This is a genomic window from Teichococcus deserti (assembly GCF_001982615.1).
Taxonomy (GTDB): Bacteria; Pseudomonadota; Alphaproteobacteria; order Acetobacterales; family Acetobacteraceae; genus Pseudoroseomonas; species Pseudoroseomonas deserti.
In genome coordinates, this window is record NZ_MLCO01000274.1 from 14888 (window position 1) to 33998 (window position 19111).

Sequence of the window (19111 nt, forward strand, 5' to 3'; positions counted from 1 at the left end):
TTCCTCCGCCAACCGATGCAAGACTCTGAAGAATGACCCTGCTCGAGCCCGGCATGCTGGTGCGCCACCCGACCCGGCCGGAATGGGGCCTGGGCCAGGTCCAGTCGGTGGTGGGCAGCCGCGTCACCGTGAATTTCGAGCATGCCGGCAAGCTGCTGATCAACGTGGCCCAGATCGCCCTCGACGTGGTCGACGAGGCATGACGGCAGCCCTGGCCGCGGCCTGGGCCCAGCTCGGCTGGGGCTCGCTGGCGGTGGCCGGCTTCGCCACCCTGATCGCCGGCCTGATGCGCGGCTATTCCGGCTTCGGCACCGCCATCCTGCTGGCGCCGGTCTATTCGACGCTGTGGGGTCCGCGCGCCGGCGTCCCCGTCATGCTGCTGATGGAGCTCTTCGTCTCTGCCTATCTGCTGCCGCGCGCCTTTGCCCAGGCCAACCGGCGGGTGATCTTCTCCATGGGGGGCGCCGCCATCCTGGCCACGCCGCTCGGCGCCTATATCCTGTTCGTCGCCGATGGCGCGGTGCTGCGCCAGGCGATCGGCGGCTTCGTGCTGGTCTTCGGCCTGCTGCTGATGTCGCCCTGGCGCTACCACGGCAGCCGGCCGCTCGGGCTGAACCTGGCGATCGGCACCGTCTCAGGCCTGCTGAAGGGCGCCACCGGCATGTCCGGCCCGCCGGTCATCCTCTACCTGCTTTCGGGGCCGGAAGCCGCCGCCCAGCACCGGGCGAACCTGATCCTGTATTTCGGCCTGATCGGCATCGTCGCGGTGATCCCGCCGCTCTGGGGCGGGCTGATCGGCTGGCCGGTGCTGCTGCTGACCGCGCTGATGCTGCCCGTCCTGCTGGCCGCCGTCCCGGTCGGCGCCCGGCTGTTCCACGTGCTGCCGATCGCCTGGTATCGCCGCCTGGCCCTGGTCGCCCTGGTGGCGGCCGGGCTCTTCGCGCTGCTCGGCTGAGCCGCCCCTGAGCCCTCCCGCGCGCGGCGCCCCTTGCATGCCGCCCCCTGCACCGCCCAAATGACAGACCGTCGTATCCCGTCAGGAACTGCCCCATGATCGATCCGTTCGGCCGGCGGATCAGCTATCTCCGCGTCTCCGTCACCGATCGCTGCGACCTCCGCTGCGTCTATTGCATGGCGGAGGATATGAGCTTCCTGCCCAAGGCCGAGATCCTCAGCCTGGAGGAGCTCGAGCGGCTCTGTAGCGCCTTCATCGGCCTGGGCGTCGACCGGCTGCGCCTGACCGGTGGCGAGCCGCTGGTGCGCCGCGACGTCATGCGGCTGATCCAGAACCTGGGCCAGCGGCTGGGCCCGGGCGGGTTGCGCGAGCTGACGCTGACCACCAACGGCACCCAGCTGACCAAGTATGCCGAGGGCCTCTTTGCTGCCGGCGTCCGCCGCATCAACGTCTCGCTCGATTCGCTCGACCCGGCGACCTTCAAGGCGCTGACCCGCTGGGGCGAGATCGGCAAGACGCTGGACGGCATCTTCGCCGCCAAGGCTGCCGGCCTGGCGGTCAAGATCAACGCCGTCGCCATGAAGGGCGTAAACGAAAAAGAATTCGACCGGATGATCGCCTGGTGCGGGGAGCACGGCTTCGACCTGACCCTGATCGAGACCATGCCGCTCGGCGAGATCACCGGGGAGCGCAGCGACCAGTACCTGCCGCTCTCCCTGGTCCGCCGCGACCTGCGGCAGCGCTGGACGCTGCAGGACAGCGACCATGTCACCGGCGGCCCGGCCCGCTACATGACGGTGGCCGAGACCGGGCAGCGCCTGGGCTTCATCACGCCGATGACCCATAATTTCTGCGAAAGCTGCAACCGGGTGCGTCTCACCTGCACCGGAACCCTGTATATGTGCCTGGGCCAGGAGGATGCCGCGGATCTGCGCGCCGTCCTGCGCGACCCGGGCATCGACGAGGCCGGGTTGCGGGCGGCGATCGAGGCGGCCATCGCCCGCAAGCCGCAGGGCCATGACTTCGTCATCGACCGGCGCCGCGCCCGACCCGCGGTCGCGCGCCACATGAGCGTCACAGGCGGCTGAGAGATGGAAATGGACGGTGTGCGGAATATCGTGGCGTCGCTGTCCATCCCCGGCATGCCGGAATGGACCGGACTGCTGCTGCTCTGCCTGGGACTGCTCTGTGCCGCCGCCTTCCTGCTGATGCCCTTCAGCGTCTTCGGCGTGAAGGCGCGGCTGGAAGCCCTCGAAGTGCAGCTGGACGAGATCCAGGGCGAGCTGCGCGAGCTGGCGCTGCGGCTGCAGGAACCCGCCATCAGCCGGCGGCCGGCCGCCTCCACCGAGGAATGGGCGGAGCCGCCCACGCGGGGGCTGCCGCCGATGACGGCGCCGCGGGAATCGCGGATCACGCCGCCGGTGCCGCCGCCGGCGGCCTGGCCGGAGGCCCATCAGCCGCGGCGGTCGGAGCCGCGGCTTGATTGGCCGCGGCAGAAGTAGGCCGGCAAGGCCAGGGGAATGAATTCCCCTGAACCCTTCTTTTTTCTGTCGGTGCTGCCGTGCGCTTCAGCGGGCGCGGGCGGCCTGCGCTATGCTGCGGGTGAAGGCATCCGCATCCATCTCGGTCAGCAGCGCCTTCTGGCGCGCCGGGACGGCGACGAAGACCTTCAGGAAGCGGCCGGCGGCCACGCCCACGCAGACCTGCTGCCACATCGCGCTGCGGCCATAGGTGCCCTCGATCACCGCGCACTGCATCGGCGTGCCGCCGGCGACCTCCAGAACATGACGCGACGTCTCGGCCATGCGGCGGCCAGGGGCCGGGCTGGTGGCCTCGGCCACGCCCTCCTCCAGCTTGCCGGTCACCACGGCGGCCGGAGTGTCCGGCGTCAGCACCGGCTGGCCATGCTCGTAGAGGATCACCGAGGCAATCGCGGCCCGCGCCGCGACGCCGGTCCGCGCCAGGGTGGCATAGTCCACCGCGCGGCCCTGGCCGGGCGAGCTCGCCTCCATGTCCGTCGTCATGCCGCGGCTGAACCCGGCCGCCTGTTCGGGCAGCCGGGCCAGCACGATGTCATAGCTGGGCCGCGCCTGCGCGGCCCCGGCGGCGCCGGTCGCGGCCTCCTGGCCAGGCGCGACGCAGCCGGCCAGCAGGCCGGCGGCGCTCAGCACCAGCCACAGGCCGGGCCCGGCCGCCTTCAATGCGCGGCCCCCGGTGCCGGCACGGGAAGCCCCAGCGCAAGAGCTGCATTCGCCATGATCACGCCCTCCCAAAGCAGTTCAAAGCCGATATAGGCAATCAGCGCGACGCCGACATAGGCGATGATCTTGTAGCGATCCAGCAGCTTTGCCAGCAGCCCGCCCGCCAGGCCCATCATCACGATGGAGATGCCGAGGCCGACAATCAGCAGCGTCAGGTTGGAGCGCGCCACGCCGGCGACCGCCAGGACGTTGTCCAGGCTCATGGAGACGTCGGCCAGGATGATCTGCCACAGCGCCTGCAGCAGGCTCTTCTCCTCGGCCTCGGCCTTGGCCTCGCCCTCCTCGGCGCCGCCACGCCGCAGCTCGCGGAAGAAGGTGAAGGCGATGTAGAGCAGCGCGGCGCCGCCCACCAGGTCGACCCACCAGAGCGACAGCAGCAGCGTGGCGAAGATCGAGAAGACGATGCGCAGCACCGCCGCGGCGACCACGCCGAACAGCACCGCCTTGCCGCGCTGATGCGCCGGCAGCCCGGCCGCCGCCAGCCCGATCACCACGGCGTTGTCGCCCGACAGGATGACATTCAGCCAGATGATCTCGGCCAGCGGGCCGAGCATGCCAGTCAGACTTTCCATCAAGGATTCCCCCGCACACGAAGCGCCGAGCCGCGCCAAGAAAGGGCCGTTATGGCCCGCAATTCCGGCGGCACGCTCCGCGAGCGGGCCTGCCCCGTCAAGGCAGCGCCCCCCGGGCGCCTGTCGGACAAGTGACGGATTCGCAATGCGAATCCTGCCCGCGCGGAAACGGGACCGGTGCCGCGGCGGGCATGAAAAAGGGCCCGGCAGCCTGGCTGCCGGGCCCCTTTCCGGGCGGGTGTCGAGGTCGGGGCGCTCAGCCGGCCGGCTGGCTGCCGCCGGTGATATAGGGCAGCACCTCGCCGCCGCCGGCCCAGATCATCTGGATCGAGACATAGAGGATGACCAGCAGGCCAACCCAGGCGATCCAGCGGTAGCGCTCGAGCAGCCGCGCGATGAAGGTGGCGGCCACGCCCATCAGCACCACCGAGATGGCCAGGCCCACCACCAGCACCCAGAGATGGTCCTTGGCGGCGCCGGCGACGGCCAGGACATTGTCCAGGCTCATCGAGACGTCGGCCACCAGGATCTGGATGATGGCGCCCTTCAGGGTCTTGCCCTGGCCCGGGGCGGCGGCGGCCTGCTCCATCTCCGCCTCGGAGACTTCCGGCTGATGGCCGCGCTGCAGCTCGCGGAACATCTTGTAGCAGACCCAGAGCAGCAGGATGCCGCCCGCCAGCGTCAGGCCGACGATGGCCAGCAGCTGGGTGGTGATGGCGGCGAAGCCGATCCGCATGATCGTCGCCGCGGCGATGCCCCAGAAGATCGCCTTGCGCCGCTGTTCGGTGGGCAGGCCGGCCGCGGCCATGCCCACGACGATGGCGTTGTCGCCCGCCAGCACGAGGTCGATCAGCAGGACCTGTCCGAGAGCGATCAGCTCCGGCATGAAAGCCGCCAAATCCATGAACGCTTGTCCCCATTCCCGATGGTGAGCCCGGCGCATAAGGCTGTCTTGAACATTGCACAACAGTCATGCAGGAACATGACAGCTTTGACATGTTTGGCCGGTTGACGGGGCCAGGCCTGGCGGCCATTCCCCGCCCTCCCGGGCCGCGCGCGTGCCGGCCAGCTCGCCTCCCTCACCCGCGCAGGAGATCGGCCCATGGTGCCGCGCTATTCCCGTCCCGAAATGGCCGCCATCTGGTCTCCCGAGGCGCGCTACAAGATCTGGTTCGAGATCGAGGCCCTGGCCGCCGAGGCCATGGGCGACCTTGGCACCATCCCGGCCGAGGCCGCGGCGCTGATCCGCGCCAAGGGCGGCCCGCGCGCCGCCGCCATCTCGGACGCCGACCTGGCGCGAATCGACGAGATCGAGCGCGAGACCCGGCACGACGTCATCGCCTTCCTGACCTGGCTGGGCGAGGGCATCGGCCCCGAAGCCCGTTTCATGCACCAGGGCCTGACCAGCTCCGACGTGCTGGACACCTGCCTGTCGGTGCAGCTGGCCCGCGCCGCCGACCTGCTGCTGGCCGACCTCGACGCGCTGCTGGCCGCCCTGAAGCGCCGCGCCATCGAGCACAAGCTGACGCCGACCATCGGCCGCAGCCACGGCATCCATGCCGAGCCCACCACCTTCGGCCTGAAGCTGGCCGGCCATTACGCCGAGTTCAGTCGCAACCGCGCCCGCCTCGCCGTCGCGCGTGAAGAAATCGCCACCTGCGCCATCTCCGGCGCCGTCGGCACCTTCGCCGCCGTCGACCCGAAGGTCGAGGAATTCGTGGCCCAGAAGCTCGGCCTGGCCGTCGAGCCGGTCTCCACCCAGGTGATCCCGCGCGACCGCCACGCCGCCTTCTTCGCGACGCTGGCCGTCATCGCCTCGGGCATCGAGCGGCTGGCGACCGAGGTGCGGCACCTGCAGCGCTCCGAGGTGCGGGAGGCGGAAGAATACTTCCACCCCGGCCAGAAGGGGTCCTCGGCCATGCCGCACAAGCGCAACCCGGTGCTGTCCGAGAACCTGACGGGTCTGGCCCGGCTGGTCCGCGGCTATGCCCTGCCGGCTCTGGAGAACGTGGCGCTGTGGCACGAGCGCGACATCAGCCACTCCTCGGTCGAGCGGGTGATCGGCCCGGACGCCACCATCGCCCTCGACTTCGCGCTGTTCCGCCTGACCGGCATGATCGACAAGCTGACCGTCTATCCGGAGCGGATGAACGCCAACCTGGAGAGCCTCGGCGGCGTGGCGCACAGCCAGAAGGTGCTGCTGGCGCTGACCCAGGCCGGGCTGTCGCGCGAGGGCGCCTACCGCGCCGTGCAGCGCGCCGCCATGGCGACCTGGACCGCGCTCGGCTCGGACGACGCCAGGACTTTCCGCGACAACCTGCTGCTCGATGCCGAAGTGTCGGAGAAGTTCGACGCGGCGACGATCGATCAGATCATCGACCCGCAGCGCGACTTCCGCCACGTCGACACCATTTTCCAGCGCGTCTTCGGCTGACAAAGCAGACAGCAAGGCGGGGGGAGGAATTCCCCCCGCGACCTCTAGGTTTGCGCCCCATCTTCTTTCTGGTCCCTGGCCAGGCCAGACCGCAGGAACAGACACTTACCGGGCTACCTGACACGCGGCTGTGAAGGCCTGGCCATGAAGCGGCCGGGTGTCCGCCACGGTTCTGCCTTACGGACTGGCCACCTTCAGGCTCATGTCGAGGAGGAACCCTACCATGCCCGGCTTCCGCAACTTGGCTTTGGCTGGCATGGCCGCAGTCGGCCTGGCGCTGGGGATCACCGCGCTGCCGGCTCAGGCCCAGACCAACATGGCCCAAACCAACATGGCCCCGACCAACTTGGTCCAGACCAACATGGCCCAGGCGAATGACGGGGTCGTGCTGGTGCACGACCACTGGCGCCGCGGCGGCTATTACGGCCGGCCGCACTACTACCGCCCGCCGCCGCCCCCGCGCTATTACGGCTATGACCGTCCGCGCTATTATCATCCGCCGCCGCGCGTCTACTACCCGCCGCCGCCGCGCTATTACCGCCCGCCGCCGCCGGTCTATTACGGCTACTGAACAAACAGGAAAAAGCAGAGGGCCAGGGGAATTCCGTCCCCTGGCCTTTCGTGCTGCCTGTCAGACCGGCGCTCCGGGCGACGCATCGGTCGGCTTCTCGGCCAGCCTGGCTTCCAGCTTCGCGACCCGCTCGGCCAGGGCCGAGCTTTCCTCCCGCGCCCGCCGCGCCACTTCCAGCGCCGCGTCCAGGTCCTCGCGCCGGACCAGCTCCAGGCGCTGCACCATCACCTCGACCTGGGACTTGGCCATGGCCTCCACTTCGGCGCGGAGTCCGGCGACCACCGAGAAGGCGCCGCCGGCCATGCCGGCCAGGTCGTCGAAGAACTTGCCCCGGCGCCCAGCGCCGCCTTCGGAACCGCTATTCATCCTGCTGACCCTCCATTTGCGGCGCAACTTGCCCGGCCCCGCGCCCGGCGCCTATACCCGGCGCGCCCGGCGGGCGACCATGCCCTCCCGCTCGCAAAATCGCGGAAGGACCCGTTGATGTATCTGGTCACTGGCGGCGCCGGTTTCATCGGCTCCAACCTGGTCGCGGCGCTTTGTGAGCGGGGCGAGGAGGTGATGGTCTGCGACCGGCTGCGGGCGGGCGAGGAAGGGCGCGAGAAGTGGCGCAACCTGGCGCGCCACGACATCGCCGGCGTCCTGCCCCCGGAGCGGCTGTGGGACTGGCTGGCGGGGAACAAGCCGGAGGTCATCTTCCATCTGGGCGCCATCAGCGCGACGACGGTGCGCGACGGCGACCTGGTGGCCGAGAACAACCTGACCCTGACGCTGGCGCTGCACGACTGGTGCGCGCAGTCCGGGGTGCGGCTGGTCTATGCCTCCTCGGCGGCGACCTATGGCGACGGGGCCGAGGGCTTCGACGACGACCCGGCGCGCGACGCGCTGGCGCGGCTCAGGCCACTGAACCTCTACGGCTGGTCGAAGCACCAGACCGACCGGCGGATCGCAGCACTCCAGGCGCTGGGCCGGCCGGCGCCGCCGCAATGCGCCGGGCTGAAGTTCTTCAACGTCTACGGGCCGAATGAATTCCACAAGGGCCGCATGGCCAGCGTGGTGCTGCACAAGTTCCGCCAGATCATGACCGGCGCCCCGGCGACGCTGTTCAAGTCGGATCGCGAGGGCATCGCCGATGGCGAGCAGCTGCGCGACTTCGTCCATGTCGACGACTGCGTCGAGGTGATGCTCTGGCTGCTGGACCACCCGGAGGCGAACGGGCTGTTCAACGTCGGCACCGGCACCGCGCGCAGCTTCCTCGACCTGACGCGGGCGATCTATGCGGCGCTGGGCCGCACGCCGGAGATCGCCTTCGTCGAGATGCCGGTCGATCTGGTGGGCAAGTACCAGTATTATACCCAGGCGCGGATGGAACGGCTGCGCGCCGCCGGCTTCGACGGCAGCGCCACCAGCCTCGAGGACGGGGTGCGGCGCTACGTTCAGGACTTCCTGACCCAGCCCGATCCCTACCGGTAAGGCCGCCGCCTGATGCTCTTCGCCATCCCCTTCCCCGCCATCGACCCGGTGCTGGTCGAGATCGGGCCCTTCGCCATCCGCTGGTACGCCCTGGCCTATATCGCCGGCATCATCATCGGCTGGCGGCTGATGCGGCGGCTGGCGGCGCTGCAGCCGGTGGCCGCCAGCGCGGAGCAGATCGACGACTTCGTCACCTGGGCGGTGCTGGGGGTGATCCTGGGCGGGCGGCTGGGCTATGTCCTGTTCTACCAGACCGACCACTATCTCTCGGCGCCCTGGGAGGCGCTCTACCTCTGGAAGGGCGGCATGTCCTTCCATGGCGGGGCGGCCGGCGTCATCGTCGCCATCCTGCTGTTCTGCCGGCGCCAGGGGCTGAACGTGCTGCGCTTCGGCGACCGGCTGACCGCGGTGGTGCCGATCGGGCTGCTGTTCGGCCGGCTGGCGAACTTCATCAACGGCGAGCTCTGGGGCCGCGTCAGCGACGTGCCCTGGGCCATGGTCTTCCCGCATGGCGGGCCCGAGCCGCGCCACCCCAGCCAGCTCTACCAGGCCTTCCTGGAAGGTTTTTGCCTGTTGGTCATCCTGCAGATCCTGGTCCGGATTCCTGCCATCAGGGAACGCCAGGGCTTCGTCGCCGGCGCCTTCCTGGCCGGCTACGGCGTCGCCCGCATCATCGGCGAGCTCTTCCGCCAGCCCGACGCGCAGCTCGGTTTCCTCTGGGGCGGCGCCACCATGGGCCAGCTGCTGTCGATCCCGATGGTGCTGGTGGGCGCGACGCTGATGCTGGCGGCCCGCCCGCCGGCCCGACCGGCCACGGCCTGAGGACGGGGCCCGCGCCATGAGCCAGCAGCGTCCCGAAAGGCTGGACCGCTTCATGGCCCGGGCCGCCACCGCCTATTACGCCGGGCGCGACCCCTTCGGCGCCGCCGGCGACTTCACCACGGCGCCCGAGATCTCCCAGGCCTTCGGCGAATGCCTGGGCCTCTGGGCGGCGGTGGTCTGGCGCGCCATGGGCCAGCCGGAGCCGGTGCTGCTGGTCGAGCTCGGCCCCGGCCGCGGCACGCTGATGGCCGATGCGCTGCGCGCGGTCGAGACGGTGATGCCCGAGTTCCGCGAGGCGCTGCAGGTCCACCTCGTCGAGCAGAGCCCCTCGCTGCGGCTGACCCAGGCGCGCACCCTGCTGCCCAGCGGCGCGGCACCGGCCTGGCACGACGGCATCGACACCCTGCCCGATGGCCCGGCGCTGATCCTGGCCAACGAGTTCCTGGACGCGCTGCCGATCCGCCAGTTCGTCCGCCGCGGCGGGGCCTGGCTGGAGCGCCATGTGGCCGGCGGCGCCTTCGTCGAGCTGCCGCCGGAAGACGCCCCTGCCCTGCCGGCCGAGGCCCCCGAGGGCGCCGTGCAGGAGCTCTGCGAGGCCGGCCTGGCGCTGACCCGCCAGCTGGCCGCCCGGCTCGCGTCCCAGGGCGGCGCCGCGCTGTTCATCGACTACGGGCCGGCGCGCAGCGGGCTGGGCGATTCGCTGCAGGCGCTCAGCCAGCACCAGCGCGCCGATCCGCTGGGCCCGGCCGGCAGCGCCGACATCACCGCCCATGTCGACTTCCAGGCCATCGCCGCCGCTGCCCGCGCCGCCGGCGCCAGGATCTGGGGGCCGCTGCCGCAGGGCCTCTTCCTGCAGAGGCTCGGCCTGATCACCCGCGCCAGCATGCTGGCCCGCAGCCATCCGGCCAGCGCCGGCATGCAGCTGTCCGCCGCCCAGCGCCTGATCGCCCCCGAAGGCATGGGGCGGCTGTTCAAGGCGCTGGGGCTTTGCCACCCTGAATTGCCCAATCTGCCGGGGTTCGAGACCGCATGACCGCCGAATTCCTGACCGCCGACCCGTTGTCCGGCCTGCCGCATGGCTTCTTCACCCGCCGCGGCGGCGTCTCCACCGGCGGCTTCGCCTCGCTGAACTGCTCGCTGTCCGGCAAGGACGACCCGGCGGCCGTGGCCACCAACCGGGCCCGCGCCATGGCGGCGCTGGGCCTGCCGGCCGAGGCGCTGTGCGGGCTGACCCAGGTGCATGGCACCGCGGTCGCCGTGCTGACCGAGGCCGTGCCGGTCGATGCCCGCCCGACGGCGGATGCCATGGTGACCAGGGTGCCCGGCCTGGCGCTTGGCATCGTCACCGCCGATTGCGGGCCGGTGCTCTTCGCGGACCGCGAGGCCGGCGTCGTCGGCGCCGCCCATGCCGGCTGGCGCGGCGCGGTGGCCGGCATGCTGGAAGCCACGCTCGACGCCATGGAAGGCCTCGGCGCCAACCGGAAGAAGATCACGGCGGTGGTCGGGCCCTGCATCCGGCAGGATTCCTACGAGGTCGGCGCCGATCTGCGCGACGCCGTGCTGGCGCGGCAGGAGGCCGATGCGCGCTTCCTGATCCCCGGCCGGCGCGAGGAGCGCTGGCAGTTCGACCTGGCCGGCTACTGCGCCGCGCGGCTGGTCGCGGCCGGCGCCGGCGTCGTCGCGGTGATCCCCGCCGATACCTTCGCCGAGCCGCAACGCTTCTTCAGCCATCGCCGGCGTACGCTGGCCGGCGATGGGCCGATCGGCCATCAGCTCTCGGCCATCGCCCTGCCGGGTTGAGGCCGGCAGCCCATGCCCTATCTGGTGATGTTCCTCGTGATGGTGATGCTGACCATGCTGGTGTCCTGTTTTGCGCTTCTCTGACCTGTTCCGGCGTCTCCTGCCGCTGGCCCTGCTGGCCGTGCTCTCCGGCTGCGGCAGCTACTATTCCTACTGGGGCAATCCCGGCGGCGACTCGGCCCGGCTGATCCGGCCGCCGGCCTATCGCGTCGCGGTGCCGCGGCCCACCCAGGCGCTGCTGACCGATGCCGGGGCCGACCGCTTCTCCAACACCCTGGCCGAGGCGCTGCGCGTGGCCGAGGTGCCGGCGGTGGCCCTTGCCGCGCCCTATCCGCTGGACTGGCCGCTGCGCGTCTCGGCCGAGCGCCGCGGCGACCGGCTGGTGCCACGCTACGAGCTGCTCGACGCCGATGGCGATTCGCTGGGCTCGGCCGACGGCGCGCCGGTGTCGCTGCGCAGCTGGGGCCTGGAGGAGGAGGCCGCCTTCAAGCAGGTCGCCGACCGCGACGCCAAGCTGGTGGTGCAGCTGCTGGAGCGGGTCGAGGCGGCGCGCAAGGCGAGCGACCCGCAGGCGCTGGCCGGCCAGGGCGTCATCCGCATCCGGCTGGCCGGCGTGCGCGGCGCCCCCGGCGACGGCAACCGCAGCCTGAACGACCAGATGCGGAACTTCCTGACCAAGCTCGCCTATCTGCCGCAGGACAATGCCGAGGGCGCGACCTATGCCGTGCAGGGCCAGGTCGAGGCGGTGAACACCGGCGACAAGCAGCGGATCGAGCTGCAATGGATCGTGACGCGGCGCGACGGCTATGAGCTCGGCCGGGTGGTGCAGCTGAACGAGGTGCCGCGCGGCTCGCTGAACGGGCTGTGGGGCGATGTCGCCTATGTGGCGGCCGAGCAGGCGGCCAATGGCATCCGGGAGGTGCTGCGCAACGCCGCCCAGCCGCCCGAGATCACCAATCCGCAGACGCCGCAGGCGACCATCATCCGGCCGTGACGCGGGGCGTCTGAAAGCAGGAAGGCCGGGAACCCCGACAGGTCCCCGGCCTTTTTCATGCGCGCGGGGCGGCCAGCCTCAGGACAGGTCGAGCGGCTCGAAGCGCCAGGCCTCCTCGCCCTCGGCCGGGGGCGTGACCCACATCGGCAGGGCGTTGGGCGTGCGGACATTGGCCGGCAGCCCGGCCTCGGCGCGGAAGGCGCGCCACAGCGCGCCATGCGCCACCACCAGCACCGGCCCGGGCCGGGCCAGGCAGTGGTTGATGGCGGCGACCGTCCGCTGCCGCAGCTGCAGGAAGGTTTCTGCCCCTTCCGGCGTGAATTTCCCCTCCACCCAGTCGTCGAACCAGCCAGCCATCGACTGGCCTTCCTGGACACCGAAAGAAACCTCGTGCAGCGGGCCGTGGATCTCGACCGGCAGGCCGAGCGCCGCGGCCGCCGTCTCGGCGGTGACCTTGGCGCGGCCGAGCGGCGAGGCGACCACGGTCGCGATCTTCCGGCCCTCGGTCGCCTGGGCGGCGATGGCGGCGGCAGCGCGCTCGGCCTGGGCGATGCCGACCGCGTTCAGCGGGATGTCGACATTGCCCTGGGACAGGCCTTGGGCGTTCCAGTCGGTCTCGCCGTGGCGCAGGAACCAGAAGGGCTTGCGGATCAGCGTCTCGGGCATCAGGCCTCGAGGCCTTCGGCGGCCAGCGCGCGCTGCACGGCGGGGCGCGCCAGCATGCGGGCGAAATGCGCGGCGACCTTCGGCGGCAGGGTCATGCTCATCCGCTTCACCGCCCAGTAGGCGACGAAGAACAGCGCCGGATCGGCCACCGAATAGCCGGAGGGCAGCAGCCAGTCGCCGCCCGCCCACTGCTTCTCGATGACGGCGAAGCCCTTCTCGGCGATGCCGCGGCCCTGCTCGATGACCTTCGGCGCGTCGGCCTCGCTGGGGGCGAAGCGCGCCTGGTTGAACAGGCGGGAGAAACCCTGCGGATGGATGGTGCCGCAGACATAGTCCATCAGCGACAGCGCCTGGGTCTGCTCTTCCAGCGCGGCGGGCCAGAGGCCGCTGCCCGGGTTGCTGTTGGCCAGCCAGAAGGCGATGGCGGGCCATTCGGTCAGCGCCGTGCCGTCGTCGCGGGTCAGCGTCGGCACCTTGCCCTTGGGATTGATCGCCTGGAAGTCCGGCTTGTGCTGCGCGCCTTCCTTGAGGAGGGTCGGCACCGCCTCATAGGGTGCGCCGATCTCTTCCAGGATCACATGGATGCCGAGCGAGCAGGCACCGGGGGAGAAATACAGCTTCATGGCGTGTTCCCGTGGTCGCGGCCGTTTTGGCGGCCCTGATGCGGCGGGCCGGAGGGTTGCGCCCTTGGAGCGGCGGTCCGGCAGGCCCCGAGCATCGGCGCGGCCGCGGCGGGGCGCAACCCGGCCTCCGTGAATTTCTGAGCGGCGGGACGTCCCCGCTTCCCCTTGCGGGCACAAAAAAAGGGGCCCGCCGGGCCCCTTCTCGAAGACGCAAACTGACAGGGAAATCAGGCGGCGCGCAGCGCCCGCGGCAGGTCGGCGACGGCCGCGTCGATCAGCTTGCCGTCGGTGGCGGCGTCCAGCTGGCTGGCGATGACGTCGCGGGCGGCGGCCGTCGCGATGGCGGCGGCGGCCTGGCGGACCTCGGCCAGGGCGCCGCTCTCGGCGGCCTGGATGCGCTCCATGGCCATCCGCTCGCGGCGGCGGGCGGCAGCCTCGGCCTCGGCGGCGGTGGCGGCGGCCAGGCGCTCGGCCTCGGCCTTGGCGCGGGCGATCAGCGCCTCGCCTTCGGCCAGCGCCGCGGCGCGGTCGGCCTCGGCCTGGCGGCGCAGGGCCTCGGCCTCGGCGCGCAGCCGCGCGGCCTCATCCAGCTCGGCGCGGATCTTGTCGGCGCGGGCGTCGAGGGCCTCGGTCGCCTTGGCCCAGACCAGCTTGGCGACGAGGGCCGCGAAGATGACGAAGGAGACGGCGACCCAGAACTTCGGGTCCAGCCAGAAATGCTCGTAATGGTGCATGGTGACCTCCCTTACGCCTTGCCCTGGGCGGCGAGCGCACGCTCGACGGCGCTGGAGACGGCCGCCTCGTTGCGCAGGCCGGTCAGCCGCTGCACCAGCGCGTTGGTGGTGTCGGTGGCCACCTCGCGCAGCGCGCCCATGGCGGCGTCGCGGGCGGTGTTGATGCGGGCCTCGGCGGCCGCGATCTGCTCGTTGAGCTTCGCGTTCAGCGCGGCGGTGCGGGCGGCGGCGTCGGCCTGGGCGGCGGCGCCGGCGGTGGCGATGGCGGCCTGGCTCTCGGCGCGGGCCTTGGCGGTGGCGGCCTGGTGCGCGACCAGCGCGGCATCGGCCTCGGCCTTGGCGGCGCGGGCGGCCTCGAGGTCGCCCTCGATGCGGCTGCGGCGCTCATCCAGCACGGCGGCGGCCTTGGGCAGCACGATGCTGGACAGCACGTAGTAGAAGACGCCGAAGATGATCAGCAGCCAGACGACCTGGGCCAGCATCAGCGGGTTGCCGAAGTCGAGCTGCGGCATGCCCCCCTCGGCCGCCATGGCGGCGGTGGAGACGGCGGTCATGGCCAGCGCGGCAAGGCCGAGCCGGGTGGCTTTGGTGGTCGCGGACTTCATCTTCTGCATCCTCAGGCCGTTCACCCTGTCGATCGATCGGCGCGCCGGACCTCGCGGCACGGCGCGCCGGCCGGGATCAGGTGAACAGGATCAGGAAGGCGATCAGCAGCGCGAAGAGCGCCACGGCTTCCGTCAGGGCGAAGCCCAGGATGCCGATCGGGAAGACGGTGTCGCGCGAGGCCGGGTTGCGGGCAACCGAGGCGATCAGCGTCGAGAAGATGTTGCCGAGCGCCAGGCCGACGCCGAACAGGGCGAGGACGGCGATGCCGGCACCAATGGCCTTAGCAGCAAGCACGATTTCCATCAGAGTAATCCCTTCGCTGATCTGATGTTGGTCCGCTGGACGCGGGTCCTGGAAAGACGTGGCCCCCTTGTGGGGACTGGCCCCGTCAGTGCAGGTGCACCGCGTCATGCAGGTAGATGCTGGTCAGGATGGCGAACACATAGGCCTGCAGGAATGCGACCAGGAGTTCGAAGCCGACCAGAAGGACGTTCACGGAGAGCGGCAGGACCGCGATCACCGGACCGATGAAGCCGAGGCCGCCCAGCAGCACGACGAAGGTCGCAAAAACCTTCAGCAGCACGTGGCCGGCGACCATGTTGGCGAACAGACGGACCGAGAGGCTGATCGGGCGCGAGAGGTAGGAGACCACCTCGACCGGCACGATGATCGGCGCCAGCCAGAGCGGCGCGCCCTCGGGGAAGAAGTAGCCGAAGAACTTCTTGCCGTGCAGCGCCAGCGCCACGACCGTCGTCACCAGGAAGACGAGGAAGGCGAGGCCGAAGGTCACGGCGATGTGGCTGGTATAGGTGAAGGCGAAGGGCAGCAGGCCGATCACGTTGCCGAACAGCACGAACATGAACAGCGCGAAGACGAAGGGGAAGTAGCGCTTCCCCTCATGCCCCACCTGGCCGGCCACCAGGTTCTCGACGAATTCGTAGAAGGTCTCGGCCAGGGCCTGGAAGCGGCCCGGCACCACGGCGCGCGGCGCCATGCCCCAGGCCATCAGCGCCACGATCACCACGCAGGCGGCGAGCATGTGGGCGTTGGACTGGGTGAAGTTCACCGCCGCGCCAATCGGCCCGAAGGCGTGGGTCAGCTCGAACTGGCTCAGCGCGTCGATCGTCTTGCCTTCGGCGGCCACAGCGGCTCTCCCGTATCCGGTGCTTATCTCGGAGCGCCGTTCCGCGGGTTGAACAGCCGATAGACGTTCAACACCCCGGCAGCGCCGCCCACCACGAAGAACAGCATGAAGAGCCAGGGGAACGTGCCAAGCCACCGATCCAGCAGCCAGCCGAGGCCCGATCCCGCGATCAGCGCGGAGACCACCTCGACACCGGCACGCATGCCGATCCGCAGCGCGCTCCCGGGCAAGGCCTGGGAACCCTCTGCTGCAGCGGCATCCGCCTTCTCCAGACCCTGCTTCTGCCGGGCCTGGCGCAGGCGCGCATCGAAATCGTTCTGCTCGTTCACCCTCGCTCCCGCTGCGGTTTCCCCCGCCGGAAGGCTGGACGGCTCGTAAGGGGGCGTTCATGTGGTGTCAAGTGCGCCGGACCGGGCCAGAGGGGTGGAAACCCCTTTCGCCAGTGGGGTTTCACGCCGATCGGCCGGCGCCTGCGCAGGCGCTCCGCCACGCCGCCGGCAACCACGGCGGCAGGCCGGCGCGGTTGCCCGGAGACGGGCATCGTGACGGGCGGCAGACTAGCCCGGCCGCCGCCCGCCCCCAAGGCTTTTCCGGACCTTCCCCCGGGACGGCGCGGCCGCCGGCTCAGCGCCAGACGGAGTCGGCGGCGGATCCGGCCTCGGCCGCAACCTCCTGCTCGCCTTCTGCGCCGACCTGGGCGAGCTGGGTCAGCGCCTCCGCCGCCATCGGCCGCCCCAGCAGGAAGCCCTGGGCGGCGTCGCAGCCGAGGCGGCGCAGCGCCGCCAGCTGCTCCGGCGTCTCGACGCCCTCGGCCACCACCCTGGCGCCCAGGCCGTGCGCGAGGCGCAGGATGGTCTCGACGATCCAGCTGCTGTTGTCGTCCTCGGCGTGCAGGTCGCGGACGAAGGCGCGGTCGACCTTCAGCACGTCGAAGGGCAGGTGCTGCAGATAGGCCAGGCTGGAATAGCCGGTGCCGAAGTCGTCGAGGGCCACCCGCACGCCCAGCCGGTGCAGCGCCTGCAGCGCCGCCTGGGCGGCCTCGGCGTTGCGGATGAAGACGCCCTCGGTCAGCTCGATCTCCAGCAGCTGCGGCGGCAGGCCGCTGGCCGCCAGCGCCTCGGCCACCAGCTCCACCGCCTGGTCGGAGGCGAAGAGGGCGGCGGAGAGGTTGACCGCCACCGGCATCTCGACGCCGGCCGAGCGCCAGGCCAGCGCCTGGGCGCAGGCGGCGCGCAGCACGTAGCGGCCGAGGGTGCCGGCCATGCCCGCCTCCTCGGCGACGGGGACGAAGAGCGCCGGCGGGATGGCGCCACGCGCCGCGTGGTTCCAGCGCAGCAGCGCCTCGCAGCCGATCGGCCGGCCGCTCTGCAGGCAGAATTTCGGCTGGTAGAGCAGGTGCAGCGCGCCCTCGGCCAGGCCTTCGCGCAGCTCGGCCTCCATCTGGCGGCGCTCCTGCAGCGCGGTCTCCATGCCCGGGTCGAACAGCATGGCGCGGCCGCGGCCCTCCGCCTTGGCGCGGTAGAGGGCGACATCGGCGCGCTGCTGCAGCAGCTCCACCGTCTGGCCATGCAGCTGGCCCAGGGCGGTGCCGACGCTGACCCCGCTCTCGATGGTGCAGCCCTCGATCTGGAAGGGATGCGCCATGGCGCGGACCAGCCGCTCGCCCATGCGCACGGCGTCCTGCGGCCCGGTGACATCGGCCTGGATGATGGCGAACTCGTCGCCGCCGATCCGCGCCAGGGTGTCGGAGCGGCGCAGGCAGCCGCGCATCCGCTCGACCGCCGCCAGCAGCAGCTTGTCGCCGAGCGGGTGGCCCAGGCTGTCGTTGATCGCCTTGAAGCGGTCGATGTCGACGCAGTGCAGCGCGAAGCCATGCGCCATGCCGGCGCGGGCCTTGGCCAGCATGGTGTTCAGCCGCACCGCGAAGAGCAGCCGGTTCGGCAGGTCGGTCAGCGGGTCGTGCTCGGCCAGGTGCCGCACCCGCTCCTCGGCCAGCTTGCGGTCGGTGATGTCGAGGGCGATGAACACCACCCGCCCGGCCGCGCCGCTGCCGTCGGGCACGGCCACGGCGGTGGTCAGCAGGGTGCGCTCCTCGCCATCCTGGTTCTGCAGCGCGCGCTCCTGGAAGGGCAGCGGCCCGGCGCTGGCCAGGGCGAGCTCCAGCCGGCCATGCTCGCCGGGCGGCACGCCGCGGGCGGCAGGGCCGTGGAAGCGCGCATGCGCCTCGTTCATGAACAGGTGGCGGCCGAAGCGGTCGAAGGCGCTGATCATCGCCGGCAGGCTGTCGATCAGCGCGCGCAGCGTGCGCTCGGCCTCGGCCTGGCGCTCGGCGGCGGCCTTGGCGGTGGCCACCGACCGCCGCACCCGCCGCGTCTCGGCGATCAGCAGCACGACCAGCAGGCCCACCGAGAGCAGCATGCCGGCGCCCGACGCCAGGAAGGTCCAGTTCAGCCGGCGCATGCCGCCGACCGCGATGTCGGCGGCCTGCAGCCGGTCCTGGTGCATGTGCAGGTTGGCGATGCGCAGCCGCTCCTGCACCACGCCGATCTGCGGCAGGATGCGGCGATAGGCCTCGCGCTCGCCGGCGAAGAGCAGCACCATCTCGCGCTCGATCGCCGCCATGGCCTGCAGCATGGCCGGCAGGTTGTTGCGGATCCGCTCCAGCTGGGCGTATTCGCTGGGCCGGTCGCCGCTGCCCAGCAGCAGCACGCGGCTGTAGACGACCTCGAACTGCTCCTCCAGCTGGCTCGCCGGCAGCTCGCCCATCATGTAGCTGCGCAGCCAGGCGTCGAACAGCGCCGCCTCGACCGCCGCATGGCTCGACATCCACAGGCCGGAGCGCTGCATCCGCGCCTCCAGCCGGTACTGCGCCGCGGCGTTGAACATCGAGACGCCGAGCGAGACGAAGAACAGCAGGGCGGCGATGCCGAGGCCGAGCTGCACGGAGCGCCGGCCATGCCGCGCCGCCGCCAGCAGCCCGGCCAGCGAGGCGCGCAGGCGCGGGCGCCCCTGCGAAGGGCCGGCGGCCGGCGGCATCGCCTGGGCCGTGGCGCCGATATCCCGGGGGGAGGACATGGGGCGGCGGGCCTTCAGCGCACGGCGATGTGGCGCAGCTGCCAGATCGCCCGTTCATGATAGAGGCTGCGGTCGAGCTCCGGCCGGTCCGACCAGGGATAGAGCAGCCAGAGCGGGCCACGGTCGCGCACCCGCATCGGCTGGCCTTCCAGCCGGGTGACGATGAAGGCGCCTAGCCCGGCATCGGAGACCGGGATCGAGGTGGTGTAGCGGTTGATCGCCTCGGCCTCGAGCACGCTGCCCAGGCATTCCACCGCATCCAGCAGCCGCTGCAGCGGGATGCCGGAGAAGTTGCGCGGGCCGCGGTCCCAGGGGGTCACCGTGCGCAGCTGGGCCTGGCCCAGCTGCGCACGGTGACCCCCTGGGACCGCGGCCCGCGCA

The 19111-nt window shown here is 71.3% G+C and carries 24 protein-coding genes; 11 read left to right on the forward strand and 13 right to left on the reverse strand.

Features of this window, described 5'->3' with window-relative positions; genetic code table 11:
• Positions 1-32: 32 nt before the first annotated feature.
• The 4 genes from BKE38_RS23485 to BKE38_RS23500 all read left to right on the forward strand — a co-directional run bounded on the left by BKE38_RS23485 (position 33) and on the right by BKE38_RS23500 (position 2457).
• Positions 33-203 (forward strand): DUF3553 domain-containing protein, encoded by a 171-nt coding sequence (locus BKE38_RS23485; RefSeq protein WP_076959648.1) that lies wholly within the window; start codon positions 33-35, stop codon positions 201-203.
• Entirely contained in the window at positions 200-955 is a 756-nt protein-coding gene (locus tag BKE38_RS23490; protein ID WP_076959649.1) for a sulfite exporter TauE/SafE family protein, read from the forward strand. The genes BKE38_RS23485 and BKE38_RS23490 overlap by 4 nt, the downstream gene beginning before the upstream one ends.
• A 95-nt stretch (positions 956-1050) precedes the next feature.
• Positions 1051-2043 (forward strand): GTP 3',8-cyclase MoaA, encoded by a 993-nt coding sequence (gene moaA, locus BKE38_RS23495; RefSeq protein ID WP_076959650.1) that lies wholly within the window; start codon positions 1051-1053, stop codon positions 2041-2043.
• A gap of 3 nt (positions 2044-2046) precedes the next feature.
• Entirely contained in the window at positions 2047-2457 is a 411-nt protein-coding gene (locus tag BKE38_RS23500) for a hypothetical protein (protein WP_076959651.1), read from the forward strand.
• Between the two features lie 66 nt (positions 2458-2523).
• On the opposite strand, the gene BKE38_RS23505 is transcribed toward BKE38_RS23500, so the two are convergent.
• From BKE38_RS23505 to BKE38_RS23515, 3 genes are all read right to left on the reverse strand, one after another.
• On the reverse strand, positions 2524-3156 hold the full coding sequence (locus BKE38_RS23505; protein WP_076959652.1) for a hypothetical protein: 633 nt from the start codon (positions 3154-3156) through the stop codon (positions 2524-2526).
• Complete coding sequence (locus tag BKE38_RS23510; RefSeq protein ID WP_076959653.1) at positions 3153-3788, reverse strand: YjbE family putative metal transport protein; 636 nt, start codon at positions 3786-3788, stop codon at positions 3153-3155. Before BKE38_RS23510 ends, BKE38_RS23505 begins: the two co-directional genes overlap by 4 nt.
• A gap of 256 nt (positions 3789-4044) precedes the next feature.
• On the reverse strand, positions 4045-4692 hold the full coding sequence (locus BKE38_RS23515; protein WP_076959654.1) for a TerC family protein: 648 nt from the start codon (positions 4690-4692) through the stop codon (positions 4045-4047).
• Between the two features lie 198 nt (positions 4693-4890).
• Between BKE38_RS23515 and purB the strand changes: the two genes are divergently transcribed.
• Both purB and BKE38_RS32935 read left to right on the forward strand, forming a co-directional pair.
• A complete protein-coding gene (purB, locus tag BKE38_RS23520) occupies positions 4891-6222 on the forward strand; it encodes an adenylosuccinate lyase (RefSeq protein WP_076959655.1) in 1332 nt (443 codons plus the stop codon).
• 223 nt (positions 6223-6445) lie between these two features.
• On the forward strand, positions 6446-6793 hold the full coding sequence (locus tag BKE38_RS32935) for a hypothetical protein (RefSeq protein WP_076959656.1): 348 nt from the start codon (positions 6446-6448) through the stop codon (positions 6791-6793).
• A 60-nt stretch (positions 6794-6853) separates the two neighbouring features.
• Here BKE38_RS32935 and BKE38_RS23530 read toward each other — a convergent pair whose 3' ends face one another.
• Positions 6854-7159 carry an accessory factor UbiK family protein gene (locus tag BKE38_RS23530; protein WP_076959657.1) on the reverse strand — a complete coding sequence of 102 codons (306 nt, stop codon included), beginning with the start codon at positions 7157-7159 and terminating at the stop codon, positions 6854-6856.
• A 117-nt stretch (positions 7160-7276) separates the two neighbouring features.
• Here BKE38_RS23530 and rfaD point away from each other — a divergent pair, with 117 nt between their 5' ends.
• From rfaD to BKE38_RS23555, 5 genes are all read left to right on the forward strand, one after another.
• On the forward strand, positions 7277-8266 hold the full coding sequence (gene rfaD / locus BKE38_RS23535) for an ADP-glyceromanno-heptose 6-epimerase (RefSeq protein ID WP_076959658.1): 990 nt from the start codon (positions 7277-7279) through the stop codon (positions 8264-8266).
• Positions 8267-8278: 12 nt separating this feature from the next.
• Positions 8279-9088 (forward strand): prolipoprotein diacylglyceryl transferase, encoded by an 810-nt coding sequence (gene lgt, locus BKE38_RS23540; RefSeq protein ID WP_076959659.1) that lies wholly within the window; start codon positions 8279-8281, stop codon positions 9086-9088.
• Between the two features lie 16 nt (positions 9089-9104).
• On the forward strand, positions 9105-10121 hold the full coding sequence (locus tag BKE38_RS23545; protein ID WP_076959660.1) for a class I SAM-dependent methyltransferase: 1017 nt from the start codon (positions 9105-9107) through the stop codon (positions 10119-10121).
• A complete protein-coding gene (gene pgeF, locus BKE38_RS23550; protein ID WP_076959661.1) occupies positions 10118-10888 on the forward strand; it encodes a peptidoglycan editing factor PgeF in 771 nt (256 codons plus the stop codon). Before BKE38_RS23545 ends, pgeF begins: the two co-directional genes overlap by 4 nt.
• Positions 10889-10958: 70 nt before the next feature.
• Positions 10959-11882 carry a hypothetical protein gene (locus BKE38_RS23555; RefSeq protein ID WP_076959662.1) on the forward strand — a complete coding sequence of 308 codons (924 nt, stop codon included), beginning with the start codon at positions 10959-10961 and terminating at the stop codon, positions 11880-11882.
• Between the two features lie 78 nt (positions 11883-11960).
• Here the strand turns inward: BKE38_RS23555 and BKE38_RS23560 are convergent, their stop codons facing one another.
• The 9 genes from BKE38_RS23560 to BKE38_RS32365 form a co-directional block, all read right to left on the reverse strand.
• Positions 11961-12548 carry a histidine phosphatase family protein gene (locus BKE38_RS23560; protein WP_076959663.1) on the reverse strand — a complete coding sequence of 196 codons (588 nt, stop codon included), beginning with the start codon at positions 12546-12548 and terminating at the stop codon, positions 11961-11963.
• Positions 12548-13171, reverse strand: a complete 624-nt coding sequence (locus BKE38_RS23565) for a glutathione S-transferase family protein (RefSeq protein WP_076959664.1) — start codon at positions 13169-13171, stop codon at positions 12548-12550. The genes BKE38_RS23560 and BKE38_RS23565 overlap by 1 nt, the downstream gene beginning before the upstream one ends.
• Before the next feature lie 227 nt (positions 13172-13398).
• A complete protein-coding gene (locus BKE38_RS23570) occupies positions 13399-13905 on the reverse strand; it encodes a F0F1 ATP synthase subunit B family protein (protein WP_076959665.1) in 507 nt (168 codons plus the stop codon).
• 11 nt (positions 13906-13916) lie between these two features.
• The gene (locus BKE38_RS23575) at positions 13917-14510 is read right to left on the reverse strand and encodes a F0F1 ATP synthase subunit B family protein (protein WP_076959666.1); all 594 of its coding nucleotides are present in this window, start codon (positions 14508-14510) and stop codon (positions 13917-13919) included.
• A gap of 76 nt (positions 14511-14586) precedes the next feature.
• Positions 14587-14814, reverse strand: coding sequence for an ATP synthase subunit C family protein (locus BKE38_RS23580; RefSeq protein WP_076959667.1), 228 nt, complete (start codon positions 14812-14814; stop codon positions 14587-14589).
• Between the two features lie 85 nt (positions 14815-14899).
• A complete protein-coding gene (locus BKE38_RS23585; protein WP_076959668.1) occupies positions 14900-15655 on the reverse strand; it encodes a F0F1 ATP synthase subunit A in 756 nt (251 codons plus the stop codon).
• A 23-nt stretch (positions 15656-15678) separates the two neighbouring features.
• A complete protein-coding gene (locus tag BKE38_RS32940; RefSeq protein WP_076959669.1) occupies positions 15679-15984 on the reverse strand; it encodes an AtpZ/AtpI family protein in 306 nt (101 codons plus the stop codon).
• Between the two features lie 295 nt (positions 15985-16279).
• Positions 16280-18730, reverse strand: coding sequence for a putative bifunctional diguanylate cyclase/phosphodiesterase (locus BKE38_RS23595; RefSeq protein WP_076959670.1), 2451 nt, complete (start codon positions 18728-18730; stop codon positions 16280-16282).
• Positions 18731-18744: 14 nt separating this feature from the next.
• On the reverse strand, positions 18745-19111 hold a 367-nt coding region (locus BKE38_RS32365; RefSeq protein WP_242662549.1), incomplete at its 5' end, for a putative pterin-binding protein.